General features: G+C 64.7%; 12 protein-coding genes. 5 read left to right on the top strand and 7 right to left on the bottom strand.

Annotated elements, in window-relative coordinates; translation table 11 throughout:
- Positions 1-172: 172 nt before the first annotated feature.
- Entirely contained in the window at positions 173-790 is a 618-nt protein-coding gene (locus tag MUB52_RS08525) for a TetR family transcriptional regulator C-terminal domain-containing protein (protein WP_263843926.1), read from the top strand.
- A 116-nt stretch (positions 791-906) separates the two neighbouring features.
- A complete protein-coding gene (locus tag MUB52_RS08520; RefSeq protein ID WP_263843782.1) occupies positions 907-1,377 on the top strand; it encodes a hypothetical protein in 471 nt (156 codons plus the stop codon).
- 5 nt (positions 1,378-1,382) lie between these two features.
- Here the strand turns inward: MUB52_RS08520 and preA are convergent, their stop codons facing one another.
- Together preA and MUB52_RS08510 are read right to left on the bottom strand one after the other, a co-directional pair.
- Complete coding sequence (gene preA, locus MUB52_RS08515; protein ID WP_263843781.1) at positions 1,383-2,684, bottom strand: NAD-dependent dihydropyrimidine dehydrogenase subunit PreA; 1,302 nt, start codon at positions 2,682-2,684, stop codon at positions 1,383-1,385.
- A gap of 13 nt (positions 2,685-2,697) precedes the next feature.
- Positions 2,698-4,020, bottom strand: coding sequence for an NAD(P)-dependent oxidoreductase (locus MUB52_RS08510; RefSeq protein WP_263843780.1), 1,323 nt, complete (start codon positions 4,018-4,020; stop codon positions 2,698-2,700).
- A 325-nt stretch (positions 4,021-4,345) separates the two neighbouring features.
- Here MUB52_RS08510 and MUB52_RS08505 point away from each other — a divergent pair, with 325 nt between their 5' ends.
- On the top strand, positions 4,346-4,552 hold the full coding sequence (locus MUB52_RS08505; RefSeq protein ID WP_159977586.1) for a cold-shock protein: 207 nt from the start codon (positions 4,346-4,348) through the stop codon (positions 4,550-4,552).
- A gap of 51 nt (positions 4,553-4,603) precedes the next feature.
- Here the strand turns inward: MUB52_RS08505 and MUB52_RS08500 are convergent, their stop codons facing one another.
- Positions 4,604-5,221 carry an SOS response-associated peptidase gene (locus tag MUB52_RS08500; protein ID WP_263843779.1) on the bottom strand — a complete coding sequence of 206 codons (618 nt, stop codon included), beginning with the start codon at positions 5,219-5,221 and terminating at the stop codon, positions 4,604-4,606.
- 3 nt (positions 5,222-5,224) lie between these two features.
- Complete coding sequence (locus MUB52_RS08495) at positions 5,225-5,863, bottom strand: arylesterase (protein WP_263843778.1); 639 nt, start codon at positions 5,861-5,863, stop codon at positions 5,225-5,227.
- A gap of 53 nt (positions 5,864-5,916) precedes the next feature.
- On the opposite strand from MUB52_RS08495, the gene MUB52_RS08490 reads away from it, so the two are divergent.
- Both MUB52_RS08490 and MUB52_RS08485 read left to right on the top strand, forming a co-directional pair.
- Complete coding sequence (locus tag MUB52_RS08490) at positions 5,917-6,606, top strand: ABC transporter ATP-binding protein (RefSeq protein ID WP_263843777.1); 690 nt, start codon at positions 5,917-5,919, stop codon at positions 6,604-6,606.
- Positions 6,603-9,131 carry an ABC transporter permease gene (locus tag MUB52_RS08485; RefSeq protein WP_263843776.1) on the top strand — a complete coding sequence of 843 codons (2,529 nt, stop codon included), beginning with the start codon at positions 6,603-6,605 and terminating at the stop codon, positions 9,129-9,131. Before MUB52_RS08490 ends, MUB52_RS08485 begins: the two co-directional genes overlap by 4 nt.
- A gap of 232 nt (positions 9,132-9,363) precedes the next feature.
- Here MUB52_RS08485 and gcvP read toward each other — a convergent pair whose 3' ends face one another.
- The 3 genes from gcvP to gcvT all read right to left on the bottom strand — a co-directional run bounded on the left by gcvP (position 9,364) and on the right by gcvT (position 13,780).
- Entirely contained in the window at positions 9,364-12,207 is a 2,844-nt protein-coding gene (gene gcvP / locus MUB52_RS08480; RefSeq protein ID WP_263843775.1) for an aminomethyl-transferring glycine dehydrogenase, read from the bottom strand.
- A 72-nt stretch (positions 12,208-12,279) separates the two neighbouring features.
- On the bottom strand, positions 12,280-12,639 hold the full coding sequence (gene gcvH / locus MUB52_RS08475; protein ID WP_263843774.1) for a glycine cleavage system protein GcvH: 360 nt from the start codon (positions 12,637-12,639) through the stop codon (positions 12,280-12,282).
- Between the two features lie 16 nt (positions 12,640-12,655).
- Complete coding sequence (gene gcvT / locus MUB52_RS08470) at positions 12,656-13,780, bottom strand: glycine cleavage system aminomethyltransferase GcvT (protein ID WP_263843773.1); 1,125 nt, start codon at positions 13,778-13,780, stop codon at positions 12,656-12,658.
- Positions 13,781-13,852 lie beyond the last annotated feature (72 nt).

Here is a 13,852-nt window from a genome sequence, read left to right as displayed (position 1 = left end):
GTCCTTCCTGGCAGTGCGGATGTTGACCGATGGCAAATTTTACCATTTGGTAAAGGCACGATTGCGACTGCGCTCGACCAAGTCAAGACTTCCTTTTGGCGGTTTCGCGTGGGAGTGTATCCGTATTGTTCGAAATGCCAAATTTTACGGCACCCCCCTGCGGAGACCCCCTTTGCCAGACGGCGTAGAGAAAAAGCCCAGCCGGATCCAACAGCGCAACCGACGGCGGATCCTGGATGCGGCTCTCGATGTCTTTTCCAAGCATGGCTATCGCGGCGCCACGCTTGACCAGATCGCCGAGGCGGCCGGGCTCAGCAAGCCCAACATCCTTTACTATTTCGACGGTAAAGAAGAGATTCATGTCACCCTGCTGAACCAGCTGATGGAGACCTGGCTTGACCCGCTGGTAACGCTCGATCCCGATGGAGATCCGCTGCGGGAGATCCTCGGCTATGTGCAGCGCAAGCTCGACATGGCGCGCGATCTGCCGCGCGAGAGCCGTCTCTTCGCCGGCGAAATCCTGCAAGGTGCGCCGCGCATGGCGCCGCATCTCGTCTCGGGCCTGCAACCGCTCTTCGACGAAAAATGTGCTGTCATAAAGGCTTGGATGGACAGAGGCGCGCTGGCCGACGTCGACCCGAGGCATCTGATCTTCTCGATCTGGGCCACCACCCAGCACTACGCAGATTTCGACGCGCAGGTGCGCGTGCTGCTCCGGGAAGATGCCCGCTGCCACGATGGCGCCGGTCAATACCTGCAAACGTTGTTTACCCGTTTGCTCACGCCTTAACCGATCCGTAACCTCGATGCGAAAAACCCCTGGCTGTTAAGAGCCCGTTAGGATTCATATTGGCTTAATGGTTGCCGGGTGGCGGCTTCAGACTGTGATCAAGATTGGAGCTAAACATGAGTGCGATATCATTCAACGCCCCATACGCGCCGCAGCCCGTGGCCATGGTTCAGAACGACGCCATCGCGGCGCTGGTCGGCATGGGGCCGATTGCCAAATCGACCGCAGGCAGCGGTGCGAACATGGCGTCCGACCATTCCGGCCAGGGATCGGGCAACGGGACAGGAACGGGCGGTGCCCATCTCGCCGCACTGCTGAAGCGGGGCCGCGTGGCCATGCCCCCGGTCGATGCCTCGCCGAAGTCGGTTGTGGAGGCACAGACGCAAAGCAAGGTGCCTGACGCCTTCCTGGAGCAGCAGGCCAAGATTCGCGCCGAGTCGAAAGCCCTGCAGGAAGCGCAGGATGCGGAACGCGTGGCCGAACGCGCTGCTGCAGAAGCCGAGGCCGCGGCCAAAGCCGCCGAGCCGAAGGTCGACCTGCCCAACCCGCTGCCCACCGCACCGATCCTTCAGCGTGACGACGCCTGAGGCCGCTACTCGGCGGCCTTCGCGGCGGGATTGTTCGGATGCGTGGTCCAATTGGCGTACTCCGCCTCCACCACCTTACCCGTCCGCGGATCGACGGTGCCTGGCGTCATCGCTTCCATGGTGATGCACTCTTCGACCGGGCAAACGTTGACGCAGAGGTTGCAGGCCACGCATTCCTCGTCGATCACGGTGAAGGTGCGGTCGTCCGACATGGCGATCGCCTGATGTGACGTGTCCTCGCAGGCGGCAAAGCAGCGCCCACAGGAAATACACAGCTCCTGGTTGATCTTCGCCTTGGCGACATAGTTGAGGTTGAGGTGCTGCCAGTCGGTCACATTCGGCACGGCGCGACCGACGATCTGATCGACGGAGGTCAACCCCTTGCTGTCCATGTACTCGCTCAGGCCGGACATCATCTCCTGCACGATCTTGAACCCATAGGTCATCGCCGCCGTGCAGACCTGCACATTGCCCGCGCCCAGCGCCATGAACTCCGCCGCATCCCGCCAGGTGGTGATCCCCCCAATCCCGGAAATCGGCAGCTTCGACAGCTCCGGCGTCCGCGCAATCTCGGCCACCATATTGAGCGCGATGGGTTTGACGGCGGGCCCGCAGTAACCGCCATGGGCACCCTTGCCGTCAATCGTCGGCTCCGGCGCAAAGAGGTCCAGATCGACGCTTGTGATCGAATTGATGGTATTGATCAGGCTGACCGCATCCGCGCCGCCCTTAAGCGCCGCCTCGGCGGGCTTGCGGATATCCGTGATGTTCGGCGTCAGCTTCACGATCACCGGCATCCGCGTGTTGGCCTTGACCCAGCGCGTGACCATCTCAATGTATTCGGGCACCTGCCCCACCGCCGAGCCCATGCCGCGCTCCGACATCCCGTGCGGGCAGCCGAAGTTCAGCTCCACCCCATCGGCGCCGGTGTCCTCCACGAGCGGCAGGATGAATTTCCACGGCTCCTCCTCGCAGGGCACCATCAGCGAGACGATCATCGCGCGGTCGGGATAGTCGCGCTTGACCACCTTGATCTCATCGAGGTTGGTTTGTAGCGGTCGGTCGGTGATGAGCTCGATGTTGTTCAAACCCAGAAGCCGCCTGTCTGCACCCCAGACAGCTCCATAGCGCGGCCCGTTCACGTTCACGATATGCGGGTCGAGCCCAAGGGTCTTCCAGACCACGCCGCCCCAGCCCGCATCGAAGGCACGGCGCACGTTGTATTCCTTGTCTGTTGGCGGCGCCGAGGCCAGCCAGAACGGGTTCGGGCTCTTGATGCCCACAAACTCACTTGTCAAATCAGCCATCTCGCAGCCTCCCTCAAGCCGTCAGTGTTGCATGAATGTCCATGGCCGCGTCGCGCCCTTCGGCCACCGCGGTCACGGTCAGATCATCGCCGCCCGCAGCGCAGTCGCCCCCGGCCCAGACGCCTGCCACCGAGGTGCGCCCTGCGCCCGTGATCTTGATCTTGCGCCCGTCCAACTCCGGCAGGCCGTCACCCACCAGGGTCTGACCAATGGCGCGGAAGACCTGATCGGCGGCCAGCCGAAGGGTCTGGCCCGTAGGCTGCATCGCGTCGTCCACATAGTCGAACTCGATCTCGCGCACCGCCCCATTGCCGATCACCGCCTTGGGCACCGCATGGGTCACGATCCGCACGCCTTTGCGGGCCGCGAGGTCCTGCTCGAAGACGCTCGCGTTCATCCGGTCACGCCCGCGACGGTAGACCAGTGTCACATTCAGCGCGCCCAGCAGCTTCGCCTGCACGGCGGCGTCGACCGCGGTCATACCACCACCGATCACCACCACATCGCGGCCCACCGGCACCTGCGCGAGGTCCTGCGCCTGGCGCAGATCGGCGATGAAATCGACAGCGTCGAGCACGCCGTCCTTGTCAGCACCTTCTGCGCCGAGTGCATTCACGCCGCCGAGGCCGATCCCGAGGAAAACGGCGTCATGTGTCTCCCGCAGGCTCTGGAGCGTCACGTCGACCCCCAGAGCCTTGCCATACTCCATCGAGATCCCGCCGATTTTAAGGAGCCAGTCCACCTCGGCCTGCGCGTATCCGTCGACTGTTTTGTACGTCGCGATGCCGTATTCGTTCAGCCCGCCAGCCTTGGGCCGGGCGTCATAGACCACCACTTCGTGGCCCAGCATCGCCAGCCGGTGCGCGCAAGACAGCCCCGCAGGCCCCGCGCCCACCACAGCCGCCGATTTGCCGGTCGGCGCCGCGCGTTCAAACGGATGAAGGCCCTGCTCTTGCAAATGGTCTGTCGCATAGCGCTGCAGCTGCCCGATCAGCACCGGCTTGCCCTCGGCCATCTCGCGCACGCAGGCCTCTTCACAGAGCTGTTCGGTCGGGCAGACCCGCGCACACATACCGCCCATGATGTTCTGGCTCAGGATCGTCTTGGCCGCTGCATCCGGCGTGCCGGTCGCGATCTGGCGGATGAAGAGCGGAATGTCGATATCCGTCGGACAGGCCGTGATACAGGGCGCGTCATGACAGAAATAGCAGCGATCTGCCGCCACCAGCGCCTCGTGATCATCGAGCCGCGGATGCAGATCCGAGAAGTGCTCGGCGTAGGCCTCGGCGGCCATCCGGCCGGGCACAATGCCCGGTGTAAATGCGTCGCTGGACATGGTGTGACCCCATTTCTGGCTTGTTCATTTCTGAAACGCTGGCACGGAAAAAAATTTTTATCAACTGGTAAAAATTGTTTCCGAACACGCTCCAACGGTCGCGATGAATTATTGTGCAATACACGGCTGGCGGGAATTTGCCGACCATTTAGACGTAAGCGCTGTCATCGGAATTTAACTTGCTTTTGCACCTCCGGCACCCGATATCGAAGGAGCGACGCGACAAACTATCGACCACTGCTCCTTTTGGCCAGTCCCTCGATCTGCTTTCGACCGAGCCAAGCTGCCGCATTCCGCGGGCAGCACAAAACAGGAGACACGGAACATGGCCACTGGCACCGTGAAATGGTTCAACACCACAAAAGGCTACGGCTTTATCGCCCCCGACGGCGGCGGCAAAGACATCTTTGTGCATATTTCTGCCGTTGAGCGCGCAGGCCTCACAGGCCTCGCGGACAACCAGAAGGTGACCTTCGACGTGGAAGCGGGCCGCGACGGCCGCGAAAGCGCAGGAAACCTGGCACTGGCCTGATCTCAGGCTGAAAAATGCGATCTGCAAACGGGCGCTTCAGTGCCCGTTTTTTTACGGCGCGTCCCAGTTCAGATCCGTCGCCTCCGAGACCGTCAGCTGCCCGTCGGGCCAAGGTCGCAGCAAGGGCATCACATGCTCCTCGTCGCCGGTCAGCCAAAGCGGAATATCCTGCGGCGCGAGGATAACGCCCATGCGATGGTGAATATCAGCCACGTCGCCTGACGGCGGGCAGGTCAGCGTCGCCACCTGATCCACCGCGATGCCGCCGGGCCCCTGCCAGCGGTCGGTGATCGCGGCAAAGAAGAGAAATCCGCCCGTTTTCGGCATGATGCGCCAAGGCGTCTTGCGCCGCGTCTCGCCTGTCCATTCGTACCAGCCGTTCATCGGCACCACCGCGCGCCCCGTGCCCAGATAGGCGGATTTGTCGAAGACGGTTTCACTGCGGGCATTCACGATGGTTTCCATCACCGGGCGACCCCGCGCATTGACGCGGCCGACGGGGATAATCCCCCAACGCATACGCGAAAGGCCTGCCTGGGTGAGCACCACGATCGCCTCGCCGGGCGCGATGTTGCTCCGCGGCGGCTCGTCCGCGATGGGTTCCGCGTCCTGCGCCACCGCAGCAGCCAGCTCTGTCATGGGTGCGGTCAGGAAAAACCGGCCGGGCATGCCTCAGCCTTCGGCCCGGGCGATCAGCTCCATCACGTAGGGGCCCAGCCCCTCGACGATCCGCGCCACGCCTTCTGCGCTGGGGTGGATACCGTCAGGCTGCATGAAGGGTGCAGCGGCTGCCGGATCCTCCGCCGCCGCGCCGAGCCCCTCGAAGAAGCTCGGTGCGTAGAGCGCGTCATAGGTCTCGGCCAGGTCCGGGTACATGGCATCGAAGTCGGCTTTGAACTCGGGCCCATAGTTGCCGGGCGCCTGCATCCCCACCAGCAGGACCTCTACCTCCGCGGCCGCAGCGGCCTGCAGGATGCCATCAAGGTTCGCACGGCTCACCGTAGGGTCGATCCCGCGCAGAAGGTCATTGCCCCCAAGTGCGACGATCATCGCATCAACCTCCGGCGTCAGCGTCCAGGCCGCCCGGCTGAGCCCCCCCGCCGTGGTATCGCCCGAGACACCCGCGTTGATCAGCCGCACCTCGGCACCCTGCTCCTCGAGCCAGCTTTGTAGCTGCGGCACGAACCCCTGCGCTTCGACCAGGCCGTACCCCTGTGTCAGGCTGTCGCCCAGAGCGGCGATCACCAGCTCTTCGGCATTTGCGGTCATGGGCCACGCCAGTATCAGCGCTCCCATCACAACCTTGTGCATCTTGATCCAGCCTCCATATGCCACACGTATACCTGCCAAAGGTGATCCTGCGTATGTCCGACCCCGTCTTCTCTCTCCAAGATGCGACTTTGTCGCTCGATGGCAATGCCGGCCGGGTGGATATCCTGCACGGGATCTCGCTGGAGGTTCAAGACGGCGAGAGCCTCGGGCTGATCGGCCCCTCCGGATCAGGCAAATCTTCGCTGCTCATGCTCATGGGCGGGCTGGAGCGCGCCACCTCAGGCACCGTCAGGGCCCTCGGGCAAGACCTGACACAGATGTCCGAGGATCGGCTTGCGCGCTTCCGCCGCGACCACATGGGCGTGGTCTTTCAGTCGTTCCACCTGATTCCAACGATGACTGCACTCGAAAATGTCGCCACGCCCCTGGAGCTGGCCGGAGACGCAGATGCCTTCGCAAAGGCCGAAGCGGAACTGGCCGAGGTGGGTCTTGCGCATCGCGCCGATCACTACCCGTCGCAGCTGTCCGGCGGTGAACAGCAGCGTGTGGCACTTGCGCGCGCTTCGGCTCCGCGGCCCGACATCCTGCTGGCCGACGAGCCGACCGGCAACCTCGACGGCGCCAATGGCGCTGCCATCATCGACCTGCTCTTTGGTCTGCGCGACCGGCATGGCGCGACGCTTGTGCTGGTCACCCACAGCCAGAGCCTCGCGGCGCGCTGCGACCGCGTGATCCGGCTGGGCGATGGGCGAGTGGTGCCGATGGACCGGGCGGCGGAATGAGCCTCGCGCTCGCGGCCCGCCTTGCCCGGCGCGAACTGCGCGGCGGCCTGCGGGGGTTTCGCATCTTCCTCGCCTGCCTCGCCCTTGGAGTGGCGGCCATCGCCGCCGTCGGTTCGGTCCGCTCGGGCATCGAGGCCGGGCTCGCCCGCGAAGGTGCCGCCCTTCTGGGCGGCGATGCCGAGATGGATTTCACCTATCGCTTCGCCACCGAAGACGAGCGGGCTTGGATGCACGGCGTCGCGGAGGCCCTCTCCGAGATCGTCGATTTCCGCTCCATGGCCGTGGTGGGCGAGGGAGAGACCGCCGAGCGCGGCCTGACCCAGATCAAGGCCGTCGATGGCGCCTATCCCCTGATCGGCGCTGTAGAGCTGGCGCCGGATATCTCGCTGGATCAGGCTCTGGCGGTGGAAAACGGGCGGCCCGGAGCGGTCATGGAGCGGGTGCTGATCGACCGCCTGGGCCTCAGTTTGGGTGACAGCTTCCGCGTCGGCACACAGGAATTTCGCCTGAGCGCCGAGCTTGCCCGCGAACCCGACAGCGCCGCCGGCGGCTTTGCCCTTGGCCCGCGCACGATTGTGACCACCGAGAGCCTTGCAGACTCGCAACTGCTCGCCCCTGGCACACTCTTCTCCACGAAGTACCGGCTCGATCTGCCGCCGGACGCGGATCTTGCCGCGCTCGCCGCCGAGGCGCGCAGCCGCTTCGAGGACACGGGCCTGCGCTGGACCGATTCCCGCAACGGCGCCCCTGGCGTATCCGAGTTCGTGGATCGTCTGGGCGCATTCCTGATCCTCGTGGGACTCTCGGGCCTCGCCGTCGGCGGGGTCGGCGTCTCCTCTGCCGTGCGCGCCTATCTCGCCGGCAAGACCAGCGTCATCGCGACTCTGCGCACCCTTGGCGCTACACGGCGGGTGATTTTCCAGACCTACTTCTTGCAAATCGGAGTCTTGTCGCTCGCTGGCATCGTCCTCGGCGTTGGCCTGGGCGGGTTAGCCCCCTTGGTCTTTGCGCCACTTATCGAAGCGCGCCTGCCGATCCCGGCGGCCTTTGCGCTTTATCCAGCACCGCTTCTGGAGGCTGCAATCTACGGGCTGCTCACAGCGTTTCTCTTTACGCTCTGGCCGCTGGCACGCGCCGAGGAGATCAAGCCGGCGACCCTCTTTCGCGATGCGCTGCAAACCGCCCGCACGCTGCCGGCGCCGCGCTATCTGCTGGCCACGGCCCTGGCGCTTGGTTTGCTATTGGCGCTTGCCGGTTGGTTCTCGGGCACCTGGTGGCTGACGCTCTGGACGGCGGGCGGCATCTTCGGCGCGTTGAGCCTGCTCGCCGGGGCCGCCCTGCTCATCCGTCACCTCTCGCGCCGGGGCGCCCACCTGGCGCGGGGCATGCCCCGCGCCAGGTGGGCGCTTGCCGCCATCTCCGGGCCGCGCGAAGGGGCTGCATCGGTGGTGCTGTCTTTGGGCCTCGGCCTCTCGGTACTGGCTGCGGTCGGCCAGATCGACGGCAATCTGCGCGGCGCCATCACAGGCAACCTGCCCGAGGTGGCGCCCTCCTACTTCTTCGTTGATATCCAGAGAGACCAGATGGACGGGTTTACCGAGCGGTTAGCCAACGATCCGGCGGTCGAGCGTGTGCAATCCGCTCCCATGCTGCGCGGAATCATCACCCGCATCAACGGACAGCCCGCGCGCGACGTGGCGGGGGATCACTGGGTCCTGCAGGGCGATCGGGGCGTGACCTATTCCGAGGAGATGCCGGAGAACACCCGTCTCACCGCCGGCACGTGGTGGGAGCCGGACTATTCCGGCCCCCCGTTGATCAGTTTCGCCGCTGAGGAAGCGTCTGAAATGGGCCTCTCGATTGGCGATGAGCTGACGGTGAACATCCTGGGCCGTGACATCACCGGCACGATCGCCAGCTTCCGGGAGGTGGATTTCTCGACCGCTGGCATCGGATTCATCCTGTCGATGAACCCGGGCGCGCTCGCGGGCGCGCCGCATAGCTTCATCTCCACTGTCTATGCAGACGAGGAGGCCGAAGCGCAGATCCTGCGCGATCTCGCCGGACAGTACCCCAACATCACCGCCGTCCGGGTGCGCGATGCCATCGACCGTGTGGCCGACGTGCTGGCCGGGCTTGCAGCGGCCACCTCATATGGCGCAGCGGCCACCTTGCTCACCGGTTTTCTGGTGCTTGTCGGTGCCGCCGCCGCCGGCACCGGGGCGCGAGTCTACGAGGCCGCTGTGCTGAAGACCCTCGGCGCCTCGCGCCGCAGCATCCTGATCAGCTTCGCGTTACGCTCGGCGCTCCTGGGTTTCTGTGCAGGGGTCGTCGCCCTTGCCGCTGGCATTGCCGGCGGCTGGGCGGTGAGCCACTTCATCATGGAGACGGAGTTTTCGGTCATGTGGTCCTCGGCGCTGGCAATCATCTTGGGCGGTGCGCTGGCGACGCTTGCGGCGAGCCTTGCCTTCACCTGGGGCCCGATCAACGCCCGGCCGGCGCAGGTACTGCGCGCGCGCGAGTAAGACTTCATGCCTCCGGCGGGGATATTTTCCCCAGAAGAAGCAACGAAATCTTAACCAAGATCATACGTCTATCAACCTGCGGTACAGGCGGGGACGCCGATGATCGCGCCAGGAGAAGCCAAAACGCTTCTTGTTCGGGGAGCAGTTGGAAAAACCGCTCCCCGTTTCTTCTGGTCTCACGTGCCGCGGGATCGGGCAGCATGCGTCCCGCATGCCTTCGTCACGACGCGCCCTATTCAGCCGCTTCGGCATAGTCTTCCATAGGTGGGCAGGTGCAGACCAGATGCCGGTCGCCATAGACATTGTCGACCCGATTGACTGGCGGCCAGTACTTGTCCACACGAAAGGCCCCCGGCGGGAAACAGCCCTGCTCGCGGCTGTAGGGGCGCTCCCAAGGTCCAACGAGATCTTCCACCGTGTGCGGCGCGTGCTTCAGCGGATTGTCCTCGGCATCGATGTCGCCCGCTTCGATCGCCGTGATCTCTGCGCGGATCGCCAACATCGCATCGCAGAACCGGTCGAGCTCTGCCTTGGTTTCGCTCTCGGTTGGTTCGACCATCAGGGTGCCCGCAACCGGCCAGCTCATGGTCGGCGCGTGAAAGCCGCAGTCGATCAGCCGCTTGGCAATGTCCTCGACGGTGACGCCCGCGCTTTCCGCGAAGGGTCGCACATCGAGGATGCACTCATGGGCCACGCGTCCTGTCGGCCCCTTGTAAAGGACCTCATAGGCGCCTTCGAGCCGCCGGGCGATGTAGTTGGCGTTCAAGATCGCCACCCGCGTCGCTTGGGTCAGCCCGGCGCCCCCCATCATCAGGCAATAGGCCCAGCTGATCGGCAGGAGCGACGGCGAGCCAAAGGGCGCCGCCGACACCGCCCCCTCACCGCCATTGGGCGCGCCCGGCAAATGCGGGATCAGATGCGCCTTCACGCCAATAGGCCCCATGCCCGGGCCGCCACCGCCGTGCGGGATGCAGAAGGTCTTGTGCAGGTTCAGGTGGCTCACGTCACCGCCCAAGTCACCGGGGCGGCTAAGCCCGACCATCGCGTTCATGTTGGCACCGTCGATGTAGACCTGCCCGCCGTGTTCATGGGTGATGCGCGTGACCTCGGTGACCGTTTCTTCAAAGACGCCATGGGTCGACGGATAGGTGATCATGCAGCCCGCGAGGGTCTCCGAATGCTGCTCGGCCTTGGCCCGGAAGTCGTCGAGGTCGATGTCGCCGTTCTCGGCAGATTTCACCACAACGACGGTCCAGCCCACCATCTGTGCAGACGCCGGGTTGGTGCCATGCGCGCTCACCGGGATCAGGCAGACATTGCGGTGCCCCTGCCCCTGCGCTGCATGGTAGCCCGCGATGGTCAGCAACCCCGCATACTCGCCCTGAGCGCCGGAATTTGGCTGCATGGAGATCGCGTCATAACCGGTGATCTCGCAGAGCTTGGCACTCAGGTCATCGATCATCTCGCGATACCCCTGCGCCTGATCGGCGGGCGCATAGGGATGGATCAGCGAAAACTCCCGCCAGCTGACCGGCATCATCTCGGCTGCGGAGTTCAGCTTCATCGTGCAGGAGCCCAGCGGGATCATCGCCCGATCCAGTGCCAGGTCGCGGTCCGCGAGACGGCGCATGTAGCGCATCATCTCCGTCTCGGCGCGGTTCATGTGGAAAATCGGGTGGGTGAGATACGCCGACGTTCGCAGCATCTCCTCGGGGAAGCGATAGTCCGGCGCGAAATCCTCGTCCTTTCGGTCGACACCAAAGGCCCGCCAGACCGCCTCGAGCGTTGCGGGCTTGCAGCGCTCATCCAGCGTGATGCCGACCCGGCGCTCACCCACGGCGCGCAGGTTGATCCCTTCGTCAACGGCGGATTTCAGCACCGCCGCCTGCAAAGGCCCCACATCGACAGTGATCGTGTCGAAACAGGCCTTGGGGTCCACCTTGAAGCCCGCCGCCTCAAGCCCCTTGGCCAGCCGCACCGTCTTGCGGTGGATCCGCTGCGCAATGGCCTTGAGCCCCTCGGGCCCATGAAACACCGCATACATCGACGCCATCACCGCCAAGAGCGCCTGCGCGGTGCAAACATTCGAGGTCGCCTTCTCCCGGCGGATATGCTGCTCGCGGGTCTGCAGGCTCAGCCGATAGGCGCGGTTTCCATTGCTGTCGACCGACACGCCCACGATCCGCCCCGGCATCGCGCGCTTATAGGCATCGCGGCAGGCCATATAGGCCGCATGCGGCCCGCCATAACCCTCGGGCACCCCAAACCGCTGGGTCGAGCCCACGGCGATATCGGCCCCCATCGCCCCCGGCTCCTTCAAGAGCGTCAGCGCCAGCGGATCGGCAGAGACAACCCCAATCGCACCATGTTCGTGCAGCGCCGCCATGTGATCCGTGAAATCATGCACATGACCGTAGGTGCCAGGATACTGAAAGATCGCGCCAAAGACCTTGGAGGCGTCCATCTTCGCCGGGTTGCCCACGATCACCTTGATGCCCAAAGGCTTTGCCCGCGTCCGTACCACAGCGATGTTCTGCGGATGGCAGTCGCGGTCCACGAAAAACGCGCGTTCTTTCGACTTCGCCACCCGCTGCGCCATCGTCATCGCCTCGGCACAGGCCGTCGCCTCATCCAGCAGCGAGGCATTGGCGATCTCCAGCCCCGTCAGATCACAAACCATCGTCTGGAAGTTCAAGAGCGCCTCCAGCCGGCCCTGCGAAATCTCCGGCTGATACGGCGTGTAGGCCGTGTACCACGCCGGGTTCTCCAGGATGTTCCGCTGGATCGCCGGCGGCGTGACCGTGCCGTGATAGCCTTGCCCGATGAGCGAGGTCAGCACCTTGTTCTTGGCCCCTGTGACGCGCAGATGCTCGAGCACCTCGCGCTCCGACATGGCCTTGCCGAAATCGAGCGGCTCGGCCTGTCGAATACCCTCCGGCAGCGTGTCGTCGATCAGCGCCTCCAGCGACGCAGCCCCCACCACCTCCAGCATCTCCGCCATTTCGGACGGGGACGGTCCGATATGCCGGCGGTTGGCAAAATCATAAGGCAGATACTCGGTTGGCTTATAGACCATCACATCGCTCCTTGCGCGCGCCTGCGCTTCACCCGTCCAAAAATACTCAAGATCCCGAAGGTCACAGCCCGCTCAGGCGATGAACTTCTGATACGCCGGCTCATCCATGAACTCGTCCAGCTGGCTCGCATCGCTGACGCTCATCTTGAAGAACCAGGCCTCGCCCTGCGGGTCGTCGTTCACCGCCCCCGGATTGTCCGCCAAAGCGGAATTGACCTCGACGATCTCGCCGTCGACCGGCGCCAAGATGTCACTCGCGGCCTTCACGCTTTCGATCACCACAACCTCGTCGTCCTTGCTCACCGTGGTCCCCTCCTCGGGCAGCTCGATAAAGACCACATCGCCCAGTTGCTCGGCGGCATGGGTGGTGATGCCCACCACCATCACACCGTCCTCTTCGCGCAACCACTCATGCTCTTCGGTGAATTTCATACCTGTCTCCTGTTGCTCATCTCTTGAAGTTCGCGGGCACGAAGGGCAGCGCTGCCACATCGACTGGCAGCCGCTTGCCCCGCACCTCGCCCCACACGCGGGTGCCCACCGCGGCATGGGGCGCCGTGACGTAGCCCATCGCCACCGGCCCCTCGACCGAAGGTCCATAGCCGCCGGAGGTCACGGTGCCCACCTGCGCGCCCCCCTCTTCGGCATCAAAAAGCTGCACACCCTCGCGCATCGGCGCGCGGCCTTCAGGGCGCAGCCCGACGCGCTGCCGCGCCACCCCTTGCGCAAGGGCCTCAGCAATCACATCCGCTCCCGGATAGCCGCCTGCCCGCGCGCCGCCCGGACGGCGCACCCTCTGCACCGCCCAGCTCAGCCCGGCCTCCACAGGTCCCGTCATCGCATCGATGTCATGCCCATAAAGGCACAAGCCGGCCTCCAGCCGCAGCGAATCCCGCGCACCGAGGCCAATCGGTGCCACATCGCGCTGCGTGAGCAGCGAGCGCACCAATGTCTCCGCCTCATCCGCCGGTATCGAGATTTCAAAGCCGTCCTCGCCGGTATAGCCCGACCGTGACGCCCAGACCGCATGGCCGCAAAGGCTGAGGTCTGCCACATCCATGAACCGCATGTCGCTGGCGGCCGGATCCAGATCCTCGATCACCACAGCCGCCGCCGGGCCCTGCAGGGCGATCAGCGCGCGGTCCGCCAGTTCGGTGACCGCAATCTCGTCTGGCAACCCCGCCCGCATCCGGGCAAAATCAGCCGCCTTGCAGGCAGCATTGACGACGACGAGGAGCTCGTCCCCGCGCCGCGCAAACATCAGGTCGTCCTCGATCCCGCCTGCGTCATTGGTGAAAAGGCCGTAGCGCTGCCGCCCGTCGTCGAGCCCCAGCACATCCATCGGCACCAGCGCCTCGAAGGCCTCGGCCACCGCCTCCCACGAGGGCCCGGACAGCATCGCCTGCCCCATATGGCTGACGTCGAACAATCCGGCCGCAGACCGCGTATGCAGATGCTCCTTCAGGACGCCCATGGGGTACTGCACGGGCATCGCATAGCCCGCGAAAGGCACCATCTTCGCGCCCAGCTCCACATGCAGCTCGTATAGCGGCGTCCGCGCCAAATCCGTCATCCGGCCTCTCTTTCCAGCCGGTTCTGCGTGACACACACCCGGCATCCATTACGCGCCCCGCGCGCTCCAGAT

The organism is Roseobacter sinensis, assembly GCF_025755255.1.
Lineage (GTDB): Bacteria > Pseudomonadota > Alphaproteobacteria > Rhodobacterales > Rhodobacteraceae > Roseobacter > Roseobacter sinensis.
The sequence above is the reverse complement of the archived record's forward strand: the minus strand, read 5'-3'. Positions and strand labels throughout refer to the sequence as shown.